The following is a 19,670-nucleotide window of genomic DNA, read 5'->3' as shown; positions in this document are numbered from 1 at the left end:
CCGCTTCCCGCCCCGGGGCCCGTACGGGCCCCGGGGACGGCCGGGGCGACGGTTCGTCAGCGAGACGGCTCGAACGCCTCTTTTCGGGGTGGAGAGCGCATCCGAGGCGTGCGACACGCATCGTGCGCCTCCTGTGCGCCCTATGTCGCGACAGAACCTTCCTTCGATAAGCTGTACCCAACCCAAACCGCCCCGCCGCGTATGCCGGGGTGCTCGGGCCGTTGCGGCCGTCGGCTGTTCCCGGGGGCAGGCCCCACCTGCCGCCGCACTGGCCGCGAAGAGCCCCGTAGAACCGCAGACCGCGAAATCCCCGAGCAGAACCCGAAGAGCCGCACAGAGCAGAACCCGAAGAGCCGCGAAGAGCCCCGAAGTATCCCGCAGCTCCTCGAATTCCCCGCCGCCTCACAAGGAGAGTCGTCAGAGCGATGGCCGGTCCCGCCTTCCGAGCCGCCGCCGTCCGGGTGCGCGTCCCCGCAACCAGCGCCAACCTGGGCCCGGGTTTCGACGCCTTCGGCCTGTCGCTGGGCCTGTACGACGACGTAGTCGTCCGGGTCGCCGACTCCGGACTGCACATCGACATCGCCGGCGAGGGCGCGGACACGCTGCCCCGCGACGAGAAGCACCTGCTCGTACGATCGCTGCGCACGGCCTTCGACCTGCTCGGCGGACAGCCCCGCGGCCTGGAGATCGTGTGCGCCAACCGCATCCCGCACGGCCGCGGCCTCGGCTCCTCCTCCGCCGCCATCTGCGCCGGCATCGTCGCAGCCCGCGCCGTCACGACCGGCGGTGACGCCCGGCTCGACGACGCAGCCCTGCTGGAGCTCGCCACCGAGATCGAGGGCCACCCGGACAACGTCGCGGCCTGCCTGCTTGGCGGATTCACGCTCGCCTGGATGGACGGCGGATCCGCCCGCGCCATCAGGATGGATCCCGCGGATTCCATCGTTCCGGTGGTTTTCGTTCCCGGCAAGCCGGTGCTCACCGAGACCGCCCGCGGACTGCTGCCGCGGACCGTCCCGCACGTCGACGCCGCCTTCAACGCCGGCCGCGCCGCGCTCCTCGTCGAGGCCCTGACCAAGCGCCCCGAGCTGCTGCTCACGGCCACCGAGGACCGGCTCCACCAGGAGTACCGCGCACCGGCGATGCCGCAGAGCGTGGAACTCGTGAACCGGCTGCGCGCCGACGGCGTTCCCGCGGTCATCTCCGGCGCCGGCCCGACGGTGCTCGCGCTGGCCGAGGACGGTGCGGCCGACAAGGTCGCACGGCTGGCGGGCGAGGGATGGGCGGCCAACCGGCTCGCTCTCGACGCCCAGGGTGCGAGCGTGCTGCCGCTCGCCCCGTAGCCGAGAAGTGATTGCCGGTGAGTGAGAGGGGGAATGTTTGTTGGTGCCGGTAGTGTTAACCTCAAGTCTGCAATCGACGTCTATGTGGCGCGTTGCTTCGTGTCCCTTTCCGGGACCACCATTTCTTCCGGGAGCCTCCCCAACTGCCTGAGCAGCCTGCCTGAGCAGTTTCGAGCACGCTCCGGAACCGGCACGACACCCCTCGCTTGTCCAGGAGTGGGCCGAGCAGGGGGATGCTCGCGCCGGGCCCATGCACACGTTCACCTCTCCGCCGTACCTATCCGGCGGACCACCGCCCCGGCACGGTCCGCACCGAAGACCGCAGTCGGACAGCACAACCGGTCGCCGAGCCAGAAGGCCGACGTCCGCTCCAGGGAAGGACCCTTCGTGAGCGACACCACCGATCTGATGGGCGTGACTGCCGACAAGAGCGTCGACAGCGCCGCGCCCGCCGAAGGTGCTGCCACTGGCACCACCGCACGGCGCCGCCGCTCCGGCACCGGCCTTGACGGCATGGTCCTGGCCGAGCTGCAGCAGGTCGCGTCCGGCCTCGGTATCAAGGGCACTGCGCGGATGCGCAAGAGCCAGCTGATCGAGGTCATCAAGGAGACCCAGGCCGGCGGCTCCTCCGCGCCCAAGGCCAAGGCCGCCGCGGCCCCCGCCGAAGAGGCGGAGACCAAGCCGAAGCGCCGGGCCACCTCCAAGGCGCGCACCGGCGCCGGGGACGAGACCCCGGCCGCCGCACCCGCCGAGAAGGCCGCGGCCCAGCAGCAGATCGACATCCCCGGCCAGCCGGCCAGCGACGACCAGCCCACGGGCGAGCGTCGTCGGCGCCGTGCGACGGCGCAGGCGGGCAGCCCGGACACCAAGACGGACACCAAGGCTCAGGCCAAGGACCGCACGCAGGACGAGCCGAAGCACGAGGCACCCGCCGAGGACCGCTCCGAGTCCAAGGCCGAAGCCGCGGCGGACAACGCCGAGGGCCGTCGTGGCGACCGCCAGGACCGCGGCCAGCGCGGTGAGCGGGGCGAACGCGGCGAGCGCCGTGAGCGTCAGCGCGACCGTCGCGGCAAGGGCGACGACCAGGGCGGCGGCCAGGGTGGCGGCCAGAGTGGTCAGAGCCGGCGCCAGGGTGGCGGTCAAGGCGGCCAGGGCCAGGGCGGCCAGGGCCAGGGCCAGCAGGGCGGCGGCGGACCGCAGGACGACGGCTTCGACGACGAGGGCGGCCGTCGTGGCCGCCGGGGCCGCTACCGCGACCGCCGGGGCCGTCGCGGCCGCGACGACTTCGCGAGCGACGCGCCGCCGGTCACCGACGACGACGTCCTGATCCCGGTCGCGGGCATCCTGGACATCCTCGACAACTACGCGTTCATCCGGACCTCCGGTTACCTGCCGGGCCCGAACGACGTGTACGTCTCGCTCGCCCAGGTCCGCAAGAACGGCCTGCGCAAGGGTGACCACGTCACCGGTGCCGTGCGCCAGCCCAAGGACGGCGAGCGCCGCGAGAAGTTCAACGCGCTGGTCCGCCTCGACTCGGTCAACGGCATGGCGCCGGAGACCGGCCGTGGCCGCCCCGAGTTCCAGAAGCTGACGCCGCTCTACCCGCAGGACCGGCTCCGCCTGGAGACCGACTCCAACGTCCTGACGACGCGGATCATCGACCTGGTCGCCCCCATCGGCAAGGGCCAGCGAGGCCTGATCGTGGCCCCGCCGAAGACCGGTAAGACCATGATCCTCCAGGCGATCGCCAACGCGATCACGGTCAACAGCCCCGAGTGCCACCTGATGGTCGTCCTGGTCGACGAGCGTCCGGAAGAGGTCACCGACATGCAGCGGTCGGTGAAGGGCGAGGTCATCTCCTCGACCTTCGACCGTCCCGCCGAGGACCACACCACCGTCGCCGAGCTGGCCATCGAGCGCGCCAAGCGTCTCGTCGAGCTGGGTCACGACGTCGTCGTCCTGCTGGACTCGATCACCCGTCTGGGACGCGCGTACAACCTCGCCGCCCCGGCCTCCGGACGCATCCTGTCCGGTGGTGTCGACTCGACCGCGCTGTACCCGCCGAAGCGATTCTTCGGTGCGGCGCGCAACATCGAGGACGGCGGTTCGCTGACCATCCTGGCCACCGCGCTCGTCGAGACCGGCTCGCGCATGGACGAGGTGATCTTCGAGGAGTTCAAGGGCACCGGCAACATGGAGCTCAAGCTCGACCGCAAGCTCTCCGACAAGCGCATCTTCCCGGCGGTGGACGTCGACGCGTCCAGCACCCGTAAGGAAGAAATCCTGCTCGGCAGCGACGAGTTGGCGATTACCTGGAAGCTGCGCCGGGTGCTCCACGCGCTGGACCAGCAGCAGGCGATCGAGCTCCTCCTGGACCGGATGAAGAAGACCCAGTCCAACGCGGAGTTCCTGCTCCAGATCCAGAAGACGACGCCGGCACCGGGCAACAACGACTAGTTCGCGCCCGCCGGCACTGCACAGGGCCGCCCCCCGCACTTCGGTGCCGGGGCGGCCCTGTGCCGTTTCCGGCCCGAGACCTTCGCCACACGGCGGCTCCGCCGCACAGCGCCGAACCGCTGCCTGTACCGGGCAAGAAACCGCAGGTGAGCGCCGGGCCGCCGGCTGTTCCCACGTTCCTCGGAGCGGCCCCGGCCTTACCCGGAGGCCACAGGGCCCTGTGCAACCCTTCTTGTCGCCGCCGCGTCGTAACCAAGAGCAACACCACGAGCGACACCAACGACGACAAAGCGGCATACAGGGCCCGCACACCATTGCAGGGGGTAGCCGGGAGCAGCCGAGGAACGAGGAGACGGATGAGCGAGCAGAGCGGGAGCAGCAACCGAATACGGGCCACCGGCAAACGCCGGAGGAAGCCGTCCCGCCGCCGCAGGGCCACCGTCATGGCCGTGTGGGGTCTGGCCGGCATCGTCGTCCTCGGCGGATCCGGGCTCGGCTACGCGTACTTCCACCTCAACGGCAATCTCAAGGCCGTCGACATCAACAACGCCCTCGGCAAGGACCGTCCCGACAACGTCGACAACGGCTCCGAGGACATCCTCGTGCTCGGTTCCGACTCCCGCTCCGGTGCGAACTCGCAGTACGGCGAGGACCAGGGCGGCGCCCGTTCGGACACCGCGATGGTCGTACACGTCAACAAGGGCCACAAGACGGCCAGTGTCGTCTCCATCCCGCGCGACACCCTCGTCACCCGGCCCGAGTGCACGGGCGACGAGAGCGGACAGCCCGTCGCGGGGCAGCAGCGCGCGATGTTCAACACGGCGTACGAGGTCGGCGGACCGGCCTGCGCGGTCAAGACCGTCGAGTCGATGTCCGGTATCCGCATGGACCACTACATCGAGGTCGACTTCACCGGTTTCAAGAAGCTGGTCGACAAGCTCGGCGGAGTCGAGATCACCACCGGGCAGGCGATCCACGACTCCAAGAGTCATCTGAACCTCGAACCCGGAACCCACACCCTGAACGGTGAGGAGTCGCTCGGTCTCGTCCGTACCCGCAAGAGCGTCGGCGACGGCAGCGACCTCGGCCGCATCCAGCTTCAGCAGGCCTTCATCAAGGCGCTGATGGAACAGGCCAAGAGCGTGGGCATCCTCAACGGCACCAAGCTGTACGGCATCGCGGACACCGCGACCAAGGCCATCACCACCGACTCCGACCTGGGCTCGGTCAAGAAGCTCGCGGGCTTCGCGAGCGGCCTCAAGGGGCTCGGCTCGAACGAAGTCCACATGGTGACCCTGCCCGTCCAGTACGACCCGGCCGACCCGAACCGCGTGGTCCCGCTGGAGGAAGCGGGACGGCAGGTGTGGACCGCGCTCCGCGACGACCGGCCGATCCCCGCATCCGCCACCGAGAAGTCGGCGGGGGACAAGGGCGACGCGGGGCGGATCGTTCAGTGATCACGGGCCGGATGGCCCTGGAGCGAGCGCCCCGGGAATAGCGGGCGGCCAACCCCCGTTTTGGGAGATACGGCCAGTCCTGGCAGACTGGTACGTCGGCCCCGGTTCACGGACGCGCAATCCGTGCGTACGACCCGGCGCCCTCCCGAACCTAGGAGACACCCTTGAAGCGCGACATTCACCCCCAGTACGTCGAGACGCAGGTCAGCTGCACCTGTGGCGCGTCGTTCACCACCCGGTCGACCCTGGACAGCGGCGCCATCCGTGCCGACGTCTGCTCCGAGTGCCACCCGTTCTACACGGGCAAGCAGAAGATCCTCGACACCGGTGGCCGCGTGGCCCGCTTCGAGGCCCGCTTCGGCAAGGCCGCCGGCTCCGCCAGCAAGTAGCGAGCCACTGCGCCGGTCCTTGGCGCCCTCTTCCCGGGGGCGCCGGGACCGGCGTTTTTTTCCGGCCGGGACGACGGCATCCCCGTATCCCGCCCGGCAGGCACCCGCCGGCCGGCCGGCACGACGATCGAAGAAACCAGGAGCCCGAAGATGTTCGAGGCGGTCGAGGAACTGATCGGCGAACAGTCCGATCTCGAGAAGAAGCTCGCAGACCCGTCGGTCCACGCCGACCAGGCCAACGCGCGCAAGCTCAACAAGCGCTACGCCGAGCTGACTCCGATCGTCGCCACGTACCGCTCCTGGAAGCAGACCGGCGACGACATCGAGACCGCCCGCGAGTTCGCCGCCACCGACCCCGACTTCGCCGCCGAGGTCAAGGATCTGGAGAAGGAGCGCGAGGAGCTCACCGAGAAGCTCCGCCTCCTGCTCGTGCCCCGTGACCCCAGCGACGACAAGGACGTGCTCCTGGAGATCAAGGCGGGCGCGGGCGGCGACGAGTCCGCCCTGTTCGCCGGCGACCTGCTGCGCATGTACCTGCGTTACGCCGAGCGCGTCGGCTGGAAGACCGAGATCATCGACTCCACCGAGTCCGAGCTCGGCGGCTACAAGGACGTCCAGGTCGCCGTGAAGACCAAGGGCGGCAACGGGGCCACCGAACCCGGCCAGGGCGTCTGGGCACGCATGAAGTACGAGGGCGGCGTGCACCGCGTGCAGCGCGTGCCCTCCACCGAGTCCCAGGGCCGCATCCACACCTCCGCCGCCGGTGTGCTCGTCACGCCCGAGGCCGAGGAGGTCGACGTCGAGATCCACGCCAACGACCTGCGGATCGACGTGTACCGCTCCTCCGGCCCCGGCGGCCAGTCCGTCAACACCACGGACTCCGCGGTCCGCATCACGCACCTGCCCACCGGTGTCGTCGCCTCCTGCCAGAACGAGAAGAGCCAGCTCCAGAACAAGGAGCAGGCCATGCGTATCCTGCGCTCACGGCTTCTCGCCGCCGCCCAGGAAGCCGCAGAGCAGGAAGCGTCGGACGTCCGGCGCAGCCAGGTGCGGACGGTCGACCGGTCCGAGAAGATCCGTACGTACAACTTCCCGGAAAACCGGATCTCGGACCACCGCGTCGGCTTCAAGGCGTACAACTTGGACCAGGTGCTCGACGGGGACCTGGACGCTGTGATCCAGGCCTGTGTCGACGCCGACTCCGCAGCCAAGCTCGCCGCCGCGTAGGCCCTGATCCCACCGCCCCGCCCCGCTCGTAACCCGTACGGAGAACCGCGATGAACCTGCTGCTCGCCGAGGTGGCCCAGGCCACCCAGCGGCTGGCCGACGCCGGTGTCCCTTCACCGCGATTCGACGCGGAGGAACTCGCCGCGTTCGTGCACGGCGTCAAGCGGGGCGAGCTGCACAACGTGCCGGACGCCGACTTCGACGCCCGCTACTGGGAGACCATCGCCCGGCGCGAGGCCCGCGAACCGCTCCAGCACATCACCGGCCGTGCCTTCTTCCGCTACCTGGAGCTCCAGGTGGGCCCCGGCGTCTTCGTGCCCAGGCCGGAGACCGAGTCGGTCGTCGGCTGGGCGATAGACGCCGTCCGTGCGATGGACGTCGTCGAGCCGCTGATCGTCGACCTGTGCACCGGATCGGGCGCCATCGCCCTCGCCATGGCCCAGGAGGTGCCGCGCTCGCGCGTGCACGCCGTGGAGCTGTCCGAGGACGCCCTCAAATGGACCAGGAAGAACGCCGAGGAGTCCAGGGTCACCGTGCACCGCGGAGACGCCCTGACGGCCCTTCCCGAGCTCGACGGCCAGGTCGACCTGGTCATCTCCAACCCGCCGTACATCCCGCTCACCGAATGGGAGTACGTGGCCCCCGAGGCCCGTGACCACGACCCCGAGATGGCTCTCTTCTCGGGCGAGGACGGCCTCGACACCATCCGCGGCATCGAGCGCACCGCCCACCGTCTGCTGCGTCCCGGCGGCCTCGTCGTCATCGAGCACGCCGACACCCAGGGCGGCCAGGTGCCGTGGATCTTCACCGAGGAGCGGGGCTGGGCCGACGCGGCCGACCACCCCGACCTGAACAGGCGTCCCCGGTTCGCCACGGCCCGCAAGGCCATGCCGTGACCGGCGGCAACCACAGGCACGACCCGTTCCAGCCCTACCCGTACATGCTTGAGGAGGCCGGCTGATGGCACGGCGATACGACTGCAACGACGCCACGGATCGCACGACGGGTCTGCGCGAGGCCGCGTCCGCCGTCCGCCGCGGCGAACTGGTCGTGCTGCCCACCGACACCGTGTACGGGATCGGTGCGGACGCCTTCAGTTCCGAGGGCGTCGTCGACCTGCTGGCCGCCAAGGGCCGTGGCCGCAACATGCCGACCCCCGTCCTCATCGGTTCGCCGAACACCCTGCACGGCCTGGTCACCGACTTCTCGGAGCAGGCGTGGGAGCTCGTCGACGCGTTCTGGCCGGGCGCGCTGACGCTGGTCGCCAAGCACCAGCCGTCGCTCCAGTGGGACCTCGGTGACACCCGCGGCACGGTCGCCATCCGGATGCCGCTGCACCCGGTCGCCATCGAGCTCCTCACGGAGGTCGGCCCGATGGCCGTCTCCAGCGCCAACCTCACCGGTCACCCCTCGCCCGAGGACTGCGACGCCGCCCAGGAGATGCTCGGCGACTCCGTGTCCGTGTACCTGGACGGCGGTCCGACCCCGGGCATCGTGCCGTCCTCGATCGTCGACGTCACCGGCAAGGTGCCGGTCCTGCTGCGCGCCGGTGCGCTCTCCGCGGAGGAGCTGCGCAAGGTGGTACCCGACCTCGAGGTGGCCAATTGACCGCCCCTGAGGGGCGTGGCATAGCGGGGCAGACCGACACCTTCCGCATCCTCCACGTCAGCACCGGCAACGTCTGCCGCTCACCGATCACCGAGCGGCTGACGCGGCATGCCCTCGTGGACCGTCTGGGCGACCCGCTCCTGGGCGGGCTGATCGTGGAGAGCGCGGGCACCTGGGGGCACGAGGGAGCCCCGATGGAGGCCAACGCGGAGGTGGTCCTCGCCGACTTCGGCGCGGACGCCACCGGCTTCGTCGGCCGCGAACTGCTCGACGAGCACGTGATCCGCGCCGACCTCGTGCTCACCGCCACCCGCGACCACCGGGCCCAGGTGATCTCGATGGGTCACTCGGCCGGACTGCGGACCTTCACGCTCAAGGAATTCACCCGGCTGGTGCGGGCGATAGACCCCGCCACACTGCCGGACGCGAGTGACGAGGGCGTGGTCGAGCGCGCCCGCGCCCTGGTCCGCGCGGCGGCCGCGCTGCGCGGCTGGCTGCTCGCCCCGACCGCCGAGGCCGACGAGGTCTACGACCCGTACGGCGCCCCCATCACGTTCTTCCGGTCCATCGGCGACGAGATCAACCAGGCCCTGGACCCGGTCGTCACCGCGCTGACGGGCGTATCGGCGGCTCGCTGAGGTCACCCCGGGAGGCCGTCCTCGCCGCACTGACGGCCGTACGGCGGAGCCGGGACTCCCTGTGGGCCGGGCGGGTGCGCCACGGCCCACGACAGCAGGCAGCGGCTCCGCCACAGGCCTACATTGGAGCTGACGCCACCCCTCCCCGGGCGTCCCCCCTCCCCAGGCCCGGAGTCCCCGATGTCGGTCACCACCGCTGCCGCACCCTCCGCCGTCGCCGCCCTGCCGCAGGACTTCGGCGCCCTGCTCCGCGAGGACCCGGAGATCGCCGATGTGCTGGTGGGGGAGCTCCGCCGGCAGTCCGAGACCCTCCAGCTGACCGCGGCGGAGAACTTCACCTCGCCCGCGGTCCTGGCCGCCCTCGGCTCCCCGCTCGCCAACAAGTACGCCGAGGGATATCCCGGCGCCCGCCACCACGGCGGCTGCGAGCAGGCGGACGCGGCCGAGCGCATCGCTGTCCGCCGCGCCACCTCGCTCTTCGGGGCCGAGCACGCCAACGTGCAGCCCCACTCCGGATCCTCGGCCGTGCTCGCGGCGTACGCGGCGCTGCTGCGGCCCGGGGACACGGTGCTCGCGATGGGACTTCCGTACGGCGGCCATCTCACGCACGGCTCACCCGCCAACTTCTCCGGCCGCTGGTTCGAGTTCATCGGTTACGGGGTGGACTCCGAGAGCGGTCTGATCGACTACGACCAGGTCCGCACCCTGGCCCGCACGCACCGGCCGAAGGCCATCGTCAGCGGATCGATCTCCTACCCCCGCCATCCGGACCACGAGCTGTTCCGGGAGATCTGCGACGAGGTGGGCGCCTACCTCATCGCCGACTCCGCGCACCCGATGGGCCTGATCGCCGGGGGAGCGGCGCCGAACCCGGTGCCGTACGCGGACGTGGTCTGCGCCACCACGCACAAGGTGCTGCGGGGCCCGCGCGGGGGCATGATCCTGTGCGGCTCGGAGCTGGCGGAGCGGATCGACCGGGCGGTGTTCCCCTTCACGCAGGGCGGCGCCCAGATGCACACGGTGGCCGCGAAGGCCGTCGCGTTCGGGGAGGCCGCAGCGCCCGCCTTCGCCGCGTACGCCCACCAGGTGGTCAACCACGCCCGGGTGCTGGCGGCCGGCCTCGAGGCCGAGGGCTTCGACGTCACCACCGGCGGCACCGACACCCACCTGATCGTCGCCGACCCGGGCCCCCTCGGCGTCGACGGCCCCACCGCCCGTGCCAGGCTGGCCGCCGCCGGCGTGGTGCTGGACACCTGCGCGCTTCCGTACGGCGACGCCCGGGGCATCAGGCTCGGAACCGCGGCCGTCACGACCCAGGGCATGGACGACTCCGACATGGCCCGTCTCGCGGTGCTGATGGGGTCCGCGGTGCGCGAGGAGGGCGACCCCCTTGCGGAGGTGCGGGAAATGGCGGCGGCGCATCCCCCGTACTCCGGGGTGAAATGACACGTATGTCGGCAAAAGTGACTGCCTGTGCAACCATCGCGGGGGCCTCTGTGTCCTCAACCATGAGCCCGGCCTAGTTAAGGTGTGGGCTGAGATGGCCGGCGACATTTATGGGGCAGCCCGTGCGTGATTACTTGCTGACGCTCTGTGTCACGGCCGCGGTGACGTATCTGCTCACCGGCCCGGTGCGTAAGTTCGCCATCGCGGTCGGGGCGATGCCCGCGATCCGTGCGCGTGACGTCCACCGCGAACCGACACCGAGGCTCGGTGGCATCGCCATGTTCGGCGGGCTGTGCGCCGGGTTGATCGTCGCCGATCACCTCTCCAACCTCGACGGGGTCTTCGAGCTCTCCAACGAACCGCGGGCGCTGCTCTCGGGAGCGGCCCTGATCTGGCTGATCGGGGTCCTGGACGACAAGTTCGAGATCGACGCCCTGATCAAGCTCGGCGGTCAGATGATCGCCGCGGCCGTCATGGTGCTCCAGGGCCTCACCATCCTGTGGCTGCCGATCCCGGGTGTCGGCACGGTCCCCCTCACCCAGTGGCAGGGCACGCTGCTGACGGTCGCGCTCGTCGTCATCACCATCAACGCGGTGAACTTCGTCGACGGCCTGGACGGCCTGGCGGCCGGGATGGTGTGCATCGCCGCGGCCGCACTCTTCCTCTACACCTACCGGCTCTGGTACGGGTACGGGATCGAGGCGGCCGCCCCCGCGACGCTCTTCACCGCGATCCTGATGGGCATGTGCCTGGGTTTCCTGCCGCACAACATGCATCCCGCGCGGATCTTCATGGGGGACTCGGGGTCGATGCTGATCGGCCTGGTCCTCGCGGCCGGCGCGATCTCCGTCACGGGACAGGTCGACCCGGACGCGATGAAGCTCTTCGCGGGAAGCGAACGGCAGGCCACCCACGCGATGCTGCCGGTCTTCATCCCGCTGCTCCTGCCGCTGACGATCATCGCCATCCCGGCGGCCGACCTGGTGCTGGCGATCGTGCGGCGTACGTGGAACGGCCAGTCACCGTTCGCCGCGGACCGCGGCCATCTGCACCACCGTTTGCTGGAGATCGGCCATTCGCACAGCCGGTCGGTGCTGATCATGTACTTCTGGTCGGCCCTGATCGCCTTCGGCGCGGTCGGCTACTCGGTGCACTCGACCTCGATGTGGATCGTGCTGCTGATCGTGGGACTGAGCGCGCTCGGCCTGATCCTGCTGCTGATGCCCCGCTTCACCCCGCGCGCCCCGCGCTGGGCGGAACGCGTCGTACCGCCTCGCTATCGCCGTCGACGGCGCCGGGGGACGGAGACCGGGGCGGAGCCGTCGCAGGCGCTGGAGAGCCAACAGGGGCCCCTGGATGATCAGATGGGGCAGGACGGGCACGAGCCCGGACCGCGGCCCCCGATCGCCGCCGGGGTGTCCGGCGTCAACGGAGCGACCGCGATCGGCCCCCGTTCGCGCTTCTCGGACCGGCGCAAGGCTGATTCAACGCGTCGATGATTCGGGCATCAAGGGGCAATACCAGACAAGTCGTTGAGTTGTCTTGCTCACACGCGCCGGTTAGCTCTCACGTGTGATAGCAAGCACACTTTCTAGGTAAAGACCTCATCAAATAGTTTGTGATACCGTTCACGAAGCCCGGTGACAGAGCCGAAGGACCTGAGTAGCACGGTCCATTGGCCCGAGGCATCGACTCGGACCGGGCCTACGCTCGTCCATGACGACACACTGCCCACCCCCAGCAAGCGGAGCTGCCGCCATGCCGTCCAACGACGTCCGGACTCTCCTCCAGACCGCCGTACCCACCGCTGTCGCCGGCGCAGTCGCCGCCGCGATCAGTGCTGGCGTTGCCGGCGGCAAGGGAGCCCTGGGCGCGATCGTTGCGACGATCGTGGTCGTCCTCTTCATGGGGATCGGACTGGTGGTCCTGCAACGGACCGCCCGGTCCATGCCTCACCTTTTCCAGGCGATGGGGCTCGCGCTGTACACGGCGCAACTCCTGCTGCTGTTCATCTTCGTCGCCGTATTCAAGAACACCTCGCTGTTCAACCCGAAGGCCTTCGCGATCACTCTGGTCGTGACGACTCTCGTGTGGATCGGCGCACAGGCGCGTGCGCACATGAAGGCCAAGATCCTTTACGTGGAACCCGAGTCCGACAAGGACGAAAAGCCCAAGAAGCCGGGGTCCGCAGCGTGAAGGGTAGGGGCGGAATAAGTGCAGGTTCGCGACCCTGCTATCGTCCGGTTCCAACTGCGGCACTGCGGGCGCGGGCATGTGAGCTGACGCCTGCTCGATCGCGAGGCTGACATGCCTGACTGCCGCTCACACATCCGAAACACCAGTCCAGTGCCGAACCGCGGCTGCGCGCCGCGCCGACACAACGAGGTTGCCGTACCTATGCGCCACGCTGAAGGAGCCCGCGGTGAGTGCTGACCCGACACAGGTGCTCGCCTTCGAGACCGATTGCCACATCTTCGACGGTTGTGGTTTCCCGGCACCCGGCCTGCACTCGTTCCTGTTCGAGCCCCTCTGGGGCGATGCGGACAGCAACTTGTACTTCAACAAGACGATGCTGCTGGCCCTGCTCGGCTCGGTCATCATCGTTGGCTTCTTCTGGGCCGCCTTCCGTAAGCCGAAGTTGGTGCCCGGCAAGCTTCAGATGGTGGCCGAGGCGGGATACGACTTCGTCCGCCGCGGCATCGTCTACGAGACGATCGGCAAGAAGGACGGCGAGAAGTACGTCCCGCTGATGGTCTCCCTGTTCTTCGTCATCTGGATGATGAACCTCTGGTCCATCATTCCGGTTGCCCAGTTCCCCGTGACGGCGATCATTTCGTATCCGGCGGCTCTCGCCGGGATCGTCTACATCCTGTGGGTCGTCCTGACCTTCAAGAAGCACGGTTTCGTCGGAGCGTTCAAGAACTTCACGGGCTACGACAAGAGCCTCGGCGGGGTCCTGCCGCTCTCGATGACCATCGAGTTCTTCTCGAACCTGCTGGTCCGGCCGTTCACGCACGCGGTCCGACTGTTCGCGAACATGTTCGCGGGACACACGCTCCTGCTGCTCTTCACGATCGCCAGCTGGTACCTGCTCAACGGCATCGGCTTCGCCTACGCAGGCGTGTCGTTCGTGATGGTCATCGTGATGACCGCCTTCGAGCTCTTCATCCAGGCTGTCCAGGCCTATGTGTTCGTGCTGCTGGCCTGCAGCTACGTCCAGGGCGCTCTCGCCAAGGGCCACTGAGCACCCACCTCCTGAAGCACCCGGTGGCCAACCCCCACCGGACATTGAAAGAGAAGGAAGAACCGGCATGTCCGCTCTCCAGACCCTCGCCGCCGGCGTCGAAATCAAGGGCAACCTCGGCTCGATCGGTTACGGCCTCGCCGCGATCGGCCCCGGCGTCGGCATCGGCATCATCTTCGGTAACGGCACCCAGGCGCTCGCCCGTCAGCCCGAGGCTGCCGGTCTCATCCGCGCCAACCAGATTCTCGGCTTCGCCTTCTGTGAGGCGCTCGCCCTGATCGGTCTGGTCATGCCGTTCGTCTACCCGACCTCCTGACCGGTCGCGAACAGCCCATTCGACGGAAGGCACTGACGTGAACCCCCTGGTTCAGCTCGCGGCGGAGGAAGCGGAAAACCCGCTCATCCCGCCGATCCCTGAGCTCGTCATTGGCCTCATCGCTTTCGTCATCGTCTTCGGCTTCCTCGCCAAGAAGCTCCTCCCGAACATCAACAAGGTTCTGGTAGAGCGCCGCGAGGCCATCGAAGGCGGCATCGAAAAGGCCGATGCGGCCCAGACCGAGGCCCAGAGCGTTCTTGAGCAGTACAAGGCTCAGCTCGCCGAGGCCCGCCACGAAGCCGCTCGTCTGCGCCAGGAGGCGCAGGAGCAGGGCGCCGTGATCCTGCAGGAAATGAGGGCGGAAGGCCAGCGGCAGCGCGAGGAGATCGTCGCTGCCGGCCACGCCCAGATCGAGGCCGACCGCAAGGCCGCGGCTTCGGCACTGCGTCAGGACGTGGGCAAGCTCGCCACCGCCCTGGCCGGCAAGCTCGTCGGCGAGTCCCTCGAGGACCACGCCCGGCAGAGCGGCACCGTCGACCGGTTCCTCGACGAGCTCGAGGCGAAGGCCGAGGCAGTCCGATGAACAGCGCGAGCCGCGAGGCACTGGCTGCCGCACGCGAGCGCCTCGACGCACTGACCGACAACACGTCGGTCGACGCGGCGAAGCTCGCCGAGGACCTGGCCGGCGTCACATCGCTGCTGCACCGCGAGGTGTCGCTGCGCCGGGTCCTGACCGACCCGGCGCAGGCCGGCGAGGCGCGGGCCGAGCTGGCCGGACGGCTGCTGGGCGGCCAGGTGGGCGGCGAAGCCCTCGACCTGGTCTCCGGCATGGTCCGCTCGCGCTGGTCGCAGTCGCGCGACCTGGTCGACTCGACCGAGGAGCTGGCGAACACCGCCGACCTCACCGCCGCCCAGCGAAGCGGTGACCTCGACGACGTCGAGGACGAGCTCTTCCGGTTCGGCCGGATCGTGGCCTCGGACACCGGGCTGCGCTCCGCGCTGACCAGCCGGACCGCGACCCCCGCCGCCAAGGGCGAGCTGCTGCGCAGCCTGCTCGGCGGCAAGACGCGGCCCACCACGGAGCGCCTCGTCGTGCGGCTCGTCACCCAGCCCCGGGGACGTAGCCTGGAAGCGGGACTCGAGTCCCTCTCCAAGCTCGCCGCGGAGCGCCGGGACCGTGTGGTCGCGGTCGTCACCTCGGCCGTGCCGCTCAGTGACCGGCAGAAGCAGCGTCTCGGCGCCGCCCTGGCGAAGATCTACGGCCGGCAGATGCACCTGAGCCTGGACGTGGACCCCGAGGTCCTCGGCGGGATCGTGGTGCGGGTCGGCGACGAGGTCATCAACGGCAGCATCGCGGAGCGCCTCGACGAGGCGACCCGTCGCATGGCCGGCTGACGCAGCGCGACGTACCAAACAGAACAGAGCAAGACCAGCGGCCCGGTTGGGCCGTGCAGAAATTGCAGAAGATTCCTGGGGGTCGGCCCCCAGACCCCCTTAAGAAACTTCGGGCCCAACAAGGAGAGCAGGGAACCCAGATGGCGGAGCTCACGATCCGGCCGGAGGAGATCCGGGACGCACTGGATAACTTTGTCCAGTCGTACCAGCCGGACGCGGCCTCGCGCGAGGAGGTCGGAACGGTCAGCGTTGCCGGCGACGGCATCGCGAAGGTGGAGGGCCTGCCCTCCGCCATGGCGAACGAACTGCTGAAGTTCGAGGACGGAACCCTCGGTCTCGCCCTCAACCTCGAAGAGCGCGAGATCGGTGCGATCGTCCTCGGCGAGTTCAGCGGGATCGAGGAGGGCCAGCCGGTGCAGCGCACCGGTGAGGTGCTCTCCGTCGGCGTCGGCGAGGGTTACCTCGGCCGCGTCGTCGACCCGCTCGGCAACCCGATCGACGGCCTCGGCGAGATCGCGACCGAAGGTCGTCGCGCCCTCGAACTGCAGGCCCCTGGCGTCATGGTCCGCAAGTCGGTGCACGAGCCGATGCAGACCGGCTACAAGGCTGTCGACGCCATGGTGCCGATCGGCCGCGGCCAGCGTCAGCTGATCATCGGCGACCGTCAGACGGGTAAGACCGCGCTGGCCGTCGACACGATCATCAACCAGCGCGACAACTGGCGCTCGGGCGACGTGAACAAGCAGGTGCGCTGCATCTACGTCGCCATCGGTCAGAAGGGCTCCACCATCGCCTCCGTGCGAGGTGCCCTGGAAGAGGCCGGCGCGCTGGAGTACACGACCATCGTCGCCGCCCCGGCGTCCGACCCGGCCGGCTTCAAGTACCTGGCGCCGTACACCGGCTCGGCCATCGGCCAGCACTGGATGTACGACGGCAAGCACGTCCTGATCATCTTCGACGACCTCTCGAAGCAGGCCGACGCCTACCGCGCCGTGTCGCTTCTGCTGCGCCGTCCGCCGGGCCGTGAGGCCTACCCGGGCGACGTCTTCTACCTGCACTCGCGTCTGCTGGAGCGCTGCGCCAAGCTCTCCGACGACATGGGCGCGGGTTCGATGACGGGCCTCCCGATCGTCGAGACCAAGGCGAACGACGTGTCGGCGTTCATTCCGACCAACGTCATCTCCATCACCGACGGCCAGTGCTTCCTGGAGTCCGACCTGTTCAACGCGGGTCAGCGTCCGGCGCTCAACGTCGGTATCTCGGTCTCCCGAGTCGGTGGCTCCGCCCAGCACAAGGCCATGAAGCAGGTCTCCGGACGTCTGCGCGTGGACCTCGCCCAGTTCCGTGAGCTGGAGGCGTTCGCCGCCTTCGGTTCCGACCTGGACGCGGCCTCCAAGGCGTCGCTGGAGCGCGGTAAGCGCATGGTCGAGCTGCTGAAGCAGCCGCAGTACGCCCCGTTCCCGATGGAGGAGCAGGTCGTCTCCGTCTGGGCCGGTACCACGGGCAAGATGGACGACGTCCCGGTCGAGGACATCCGCCGCTTCGAGAGCGAGCTGCTGGAGTACCTGCGCCGCGAGCGCAAGGACCTCCTGACCAGCATCGCCGAGGGCGGCAAGATGTCCGACGACACGCTGCAGTCGATCGCCGACGCGATCGCCGCCTTCAAGCAGCAGTTCGAGACCTCGGACGGCAAGCTCCTGGGCGAGGGCTGATCGATGGGCGCTCAGCTTCGCGTTTACAAGCGCCGCATCCAAGCCGTCACCGCGACCAAGAAGATCACCAAGGCGATGGAGATGATCGCCGCCTCGCGCATCGTCAAGGCGCAGCGCAAGGTGACGGCGTCGATGCCGTACGCGACCGAGCTCACCCGCGCGGTGACCGCGGTGGCGACCGGCTCCAACACCAAGCACCCGCTCACCACCGAGGCCGAGTCCCCGGTCCGGGCCGCGGTCCTGCTCCTCACGAGCGACCGTGGTCTGGCCGGCGGCTACTCCTCCAACGCCATCAAGGCCGCGGAGCGGCTGCGGGAGCGGCTGGCGGCCGAGGGCAAGGAGGTCGACACCTACATCGTCGGCCGCAAGGGTGTCGCCTACTACGGGTTCCGCGAGCGCAAGGTCGTGGAGTCGTGGACCGGCTTCACCGACAGCCCGGAGTACGCGGACGCCAAGAAGATCGCCGCGCCCCTGATCGAGTCCATCACCAAGGACACGGCCGAGGGTGGCGTCGACGAGCTGCACATCGTCTTCACCGAGTTCGTGTCGATGATGACGCAGAACGCGGTCGACGGCCGGATGCTGCCGCTCTCGATCGACGAGGTCGCGAAGGAGAGCACGGAGAAGGACGAGATCCTTCCCCTGTTCGACTTCGAGCCGTCGGCGGAGGACGTCCTGGACGCCCTTCTGCCGCGCTACGTCGAGAGCCGCATCTACAACGCACTGCTGCAGGCTGCCGCTTCCGAGCACGCCGCCCGCCGCCGCGCGATGAAGTCGGCGACCGACAATGCCGGGGATCTGATCAAGAGCCTCTCCCGGCTTGCCAACGCGGCCCGCCAGGCCGAAATCACCCAGGAAATCAGCGAGATCGTCGGCGGTGCAGGTGCGCTGGCCGACGCGTCCGCGGGGAGTGACAAGTAATGACGACGACAGTTGAGACGGCCGCTGCCACGGGCCGCGTCGCCCGGGTCATCGGCCCGGTCGTCGACGTGGAGTTCCCCGTCGACGCGATGCCGGAGATCTACAACGCCCTGCACGTCGAGGTCGACGACCCGGCCGAGGCCGGCGCTCGTAAGACGCTGACCCTCGAAGTCGCCCAGCACCTGGGTGACGGCGTGGTCCGCGCGATCTCGATGCAGCCCACCGACGGTCTGGTCCGCCAGGCCCCGGTGACCGACACGGGTGCGGGCATCACCGTCCCGGTCGGTGACATCACCAAGGGCAAGGTGTTCAACACCCTCGGTCAGATCCTGAACGAGCCGGAGGCCGAGGCGCAGATCACCGAGCGCTGGCCGATCCACCGCAAGGCCCCTGCCTTCGACCAGCTCGAGTCCAAGACCGAGATGTTCGAGACCGGCCTGAAGTGTGTCGACCTGCTGACCCCGTACGTCAAGGGCGGCAAGATCGGTCTGTTCGGTGGTGCGGGCGTCGGCAAGACGGTGCTCATCCAGGAAATGATCATGCGTGTGGCGAAGCTGCACGACGGTGTGTCGGTGTTCGCCGGTGTCGGCGAGCGCACCCGTGAGGGCAACGACCTCATCGACGAGATGACCGAGTCGGGCGTCCTGGAGAAGACCGCGCTGGTCTTCGGCCAGATGGACGAGCCGCCGGGCACGCGTCTTCGCGTGGCCCTGTCCGCCCTGACCATGGCGGAGTACTTCCGCGATGTGCAGAAGCAGGACGTGCTGCTCTTCATCGACAACATCTTCCGCTTCACGCAGGCCGGTTCCGAGGTCTCCACGCTGCTCGGCCGTATGCCGTCCGCGGTGGGTTACCAGCCGACCCTGGCCGACGAGATGGGTGTGCTCCAGGAGCGCATCACCTCGACGCGTGGTCACTCGATCACCTCGATGCAGGCGATCTACGTGCCGGCGGACGACCTGACCGACCCGGCTCCGGCGACCACCTTCGCGCACCTCGACGCGACGACGGTGCTCTCCCGGCCGATCTCGGAGAAGGGCATCTACCCGGCGATCGACCCGCTGGACTCGACGTCCCGCATCCTGGACCCGCGCTACATCACGCAGGAGCACTACGAGACGGCCAGCCGTGTCAAGGGGATCCTGCAGAAGTACAAGGACCTCCAGGACATCATCGCGATCCTCGGTATCGACGAGCTGGGCGAGGAGGACAAGCTCGTTGTCCACCGTGCCCGTCGCGTCGAGCGCTTCCTGTCGCAGAACACCCACGCCGCCAAGCAGTTCACCGGCCTGGACGGTTCGGACGTGCCGCTCGACGAGTCGATCGCCGCGTTCAACTCGATCTGCGACGGTGAGTACGACCACTTCCCGGAGCAGGCGTTCTTCATGTGCGGTGGCATCGAGGACCTCAAGGCCAACGCCAAGGAGCTCGGCGTCTCCTGAGCCTCCGGCTCACCGAGGGGGGTGGGTGTGTCCCGCCCCCCTCACCACGCCCCGTAGAATTGACCCAACACCCGG

Annotated in this window: 18 protein-coding genes; all 18 read left to right on the top strand. The window is 69.0% G+C overall.

What is annotated here, in order from left to right; translation table 11 throughout:
• Positions 1-425 precede the first annotated feature (425 nt).
• On the top strand, positions 426-1,343 hold the full coding sequence (gene thrB / locus OG538_RS11015; RefSeq protein ID WP_406092526.1) for a homoserine kinase: 918 nt from the start codon (positions 426-428) through the stop codon (positions 1,341-1,343).
• A gap of 387 nt (positions 1,344-1,730) precedes the next feature.
• Positions 1,731-3,800, top strand: a complete 2,070-nt coding sequence (gene rho / locus OG538_RS11010; RefSeq protein ID WP_406092524.1) for a transcription termination factor Rho — start codon at positions 1,731-1,733, stop codon at positions 3,798-3,800.
• Positions 3,801-4,156: 356 nt separating this feature from the next.
• Positions 4,157-5,257 carry an LCP family protein gene (locus OG538_RS11005; RefSeq protein WP_406092523.1) on the top strand — a complete coding sequence of 367 codons (1,101 nt, stop codon included), beginning with the start codon at positions 4,157-4,159 and terminating at the stop codon, positions 5,255-5,257.
• Between the two features lie 164 nt (positions 5,258-5,421).
• Positions 5,422-5,646 (top strand): 50S ribosomal protein L31, encoded by a 225-nt coding sequence (rpmE, locus tag OG538_RS11000; RefSeq protein ID WP_136328765.1) that lies wholly within the window; start codon positions 5,422-5,424, stop codon positions 5,644-5,646.
• A gap of 150 nt (positions 5,647-5,796) precedes the next feature.
• On the top strand, positions 5,797-6,873 hold the full coding sequence (prfA, locus tag OG538_RS10995; protein WP_406092521.1) for a peptide chain release factor 1: 1,077 nt from the start codon (positions 5,797-5,799) through the stop codon (positions 6,871-6,873).
• Between the two features lie 50 nt (positions 6,874-6,923).
• Positions 6,924-7,769 (top strand): peptide chain release factor N(5)-glutamine methyltransferase, encoded by an 846-nt coding sequence (gene prmC, locus OG538_RS10990; protein ID WP_148020732.1) that lies wholly within the window; start codon positions 6,924-6,926, stop codon positions 7,767-7,769.
• Between the two features lie 64 nt (positions 7,770-7,833).
• Positions 7,834-8,481: an L-threonylcarbamoyladenylate synthase gene (locus tag OG538_RS10985; RefSeq protein ID WP_266782896.1), complete on the top strand. Its 648-nt coding sequence runs from the start codon at positions 7,834-7,836 to the stop codon at positions 8,479-8,481.
• Positions 8,478-9,119, top strand: coding sequence for a protein-tyrosine-phosphatase (locus tag OG538_RS10980; RefSeq protein WP_406092518.1), 642 nt, complete (start codon positions 8,478-8,480; stop codon positions 9,117-9,119). The genes OG538_RS10985 and OG538_RS10980 overlap by 4 nt, the downstream gene beginning before the upstream one ends.
• A 180-nt stretch (positions 9,120-9,299) precedes the next feature.
• A complete protein-coding gene (glyA, locus tag OG538_RS10975; protein WP_406092516.1) occupies positions 9,300-10,565 on the top strand; it encodes a serine hydroxymethyltransferase in 1,266 nt (421 codons plus the stop codon).
• Positions 10,566-10,675: 110 nt separating this feature from the next.
• Complete coding sequence (locus OG538_RS10970) at positions 10,676-12,064, top strand: MraY family glycosyltransferase (protein ID WP_406092514.1); 1,389 nt, start codon at positions 10,676-10,678, stop codon at positions 12,062-12,064.
• Positions 12,065-12,323: 259 nt separating this feature from the next.
• Complete coding sequence (locus OG538_RS10965; RefSeq protein ID WP_406092512.1) at positions 12,324-12,761, top strand: hypothetical protein; 438 nt, start codon at positions 12,324-12,326, stop codon at positions 12,759-12,761.
• Positions 12,762-12,987: 226 nt separating this feature from the next.
• On the top strand, positions 12,988-13,809 hold the full coding sequence (gene atpB / locus OG538_RS10960; protein ID WP_148020738.1) for a F0F1 ATP synthase subunit A: 822 nt from the start codon (positions 12,988-12,990) through the stop codon (positions 13,807-13,809).
• A gap of 67 nt (positions 13,810-13,876) precedes the next feature.
• Positions 13,877-14,125, top strand: a complete 249-nt coding sequence (atpE, locus tag OG538_RS10955) for an ATP synthase F0 subunit C (protein WP_018102636.1) — start codon at positions 13,877-13,879, stop codon at positions 14,123-14,125.
• Positions 14,126-14,162: 37 nt separating this feature from the next.
• A complete protein-coding gene (locus tag OG538_RS10950) occupies positions 14,163-14,708 on the top strand; it encodes a F0F1 ATP synthase subunit B (RefSeq protein WP_406092510.1) in 546 nt (181 codons plus the stop codon).
• Entirely contained in the window at positions 14,705-15,520 is an 816-nt protein-coding gene (locus OG538_RS10945) for a F0F1 ATP synthase subunit delta (protein WP_406092508.1), read from the top strand. The genes OG538_RS10950 and OG538_RS10945 overlap by 4 nt, the downstream gene beginning before the upstream one ends.
• Positions 15,521-15,660: 140 nt before the next feature.
• The gene (gene atpA, locus OG538_RS10940) at positions 15,661-17,232 is read left to right on the top strand and encodes a F0F1 ATP synthase subunit alpha (RefSeq protein ID WP_356318865.1); all 1,572 of its coding nucleotides are present in this window, start codon (positions 15,661-15,663) and stop codon (positions 17,230-17,232) included.
• Positions 17,233-17,235: 3 nt separating this feature from the next.
• Positions 17,236-18,153, top strand: a complete 918-nt coding sequence (locus OG538_RS10935; protein WP_406092505.1) for a F0F1 ATP synthase subunit gamma — start codon at positions 17,236-17,238, stop codon at positions 18,151-18,153.
• A complete protein-coding gene (gene atpD, locus OG538_RS10930; RefSeq protein WP_406092503.1) occupies positions 18,153-19,595 on the top strand; it encodes a F0F1 ATP synthase subunit beta in 1,443 nt (480 codons plus the stop codon). The genes OG538_RS10935 and atpD overlap by 1 nt, the downstream gene beginning before the upstream one ends.
• Positions 19,596-19,670: the final 75 nt, after the last annotated feature.

It is taken from the genome of Streptomyces sp. NBC_01013 (assembly GCF_045162765.1).
In the GTDB taxonomy this organism is placed as follows: domain Bacteria; phylum Actinomycetota; class Actinomycetes; order Streptomycetales; family Streptomycetaceae; genus Streptomyces.
This window is presented reverse-complemented; position numbering and strand designations above follow the sequence as displayed.

Excerpts from the sequence above, each read along its gene's own strand:
- thrB (WP_406092526.1), top strand. The coding sequence starts at position 426 with ATGGCCGGTCCCGCCTTCCGAGCCGCCGCCGTCCGGGTGCGCGTCCCC.
- OG538_RS11005 (WP_406092523.1), top strand. The coding sequence starts at position 4,157 with ATGAGCGAGCAGAGCGGGAGCAGCAACCGAATACGGGCCACCGGCAAA.
- prfA (WP_406092521.1), top strand. The coding sequence starts at position 5,797 with ATGTTCGAGGCGGTCGAGGAACTGATCGGCGAACAGTCCGATCTCGAG.
- prmC (WP_148020732.1), top strand. The coding sequence starts at position 6,924 with ATGAACCTGCTGCTCGCCGAGGTGGCCCAGGCCACCCAGCGGCTGGCC.
- OG538_RS10985 (WP_266782896.1), top strand. The coding sequence starts at position 7,834 with ATGGCACGGCGATACGACTGCAACGACGCCACGGATCGCACGACGGGT.
- glyA (WP_406092516.1), top strand. The coding sequence starts at position 9,300 with ATGTCGGTCACCACCGCTGCCGCACCCTCCGCCGTCGCCGCCCTGCCG.
- OG538_RS10970 (WP_406092514.1), top strand. The coding sequence starts at position 10,676 with ATGGGGCAGCCCGTGCGTGATTACTTGCTGACGCTCTGTGTCACGGCC.
- OG538_RS10965 (WP_406092512.1), top strand. The coding sequence starts at position 12,324 with ATGCCGTCCAACGACGTCCGGACTCTCCTCCAGACCGCCGTACCCACC.
- atpE (WP_018102636.1), top strand. The coding sequence starts at position 13,877 with ATGTCCGCTCTCCAGACCCTCGCCGCCGGCGTCGAAATCAAGGGCAAC.
- OG538_RS10945 (WP_406092508.1), top strand. The coding sequence starts at position 14,705 with ATGAACAGCGCGAGCCGCGAGGCACTGGCTGCCGCACGCGAGCGCCTC.
- atpA (WP_356318865.1), top strand. The coding sequence starts at position 15,661 with ATGGCGGAGCTCACGATCCGGCCGGAGGAGATCCGGGACGCACTGGAT.
- OG538_RS10935 (WP_406092505.1), top strand. The coding sequence starts at position 17,236 with ATGGGCGCTCAGCTTCGCGTTTACAAGCGCCGCATCCAAGCCGTCACC.
- atpD (WP_406092503.1), top strand. The coding sequence starts at position 18,153 with ATGACGACGACAGTTGAGACGGCCGCTGCCACGGGCCGCGTCGCCCGG.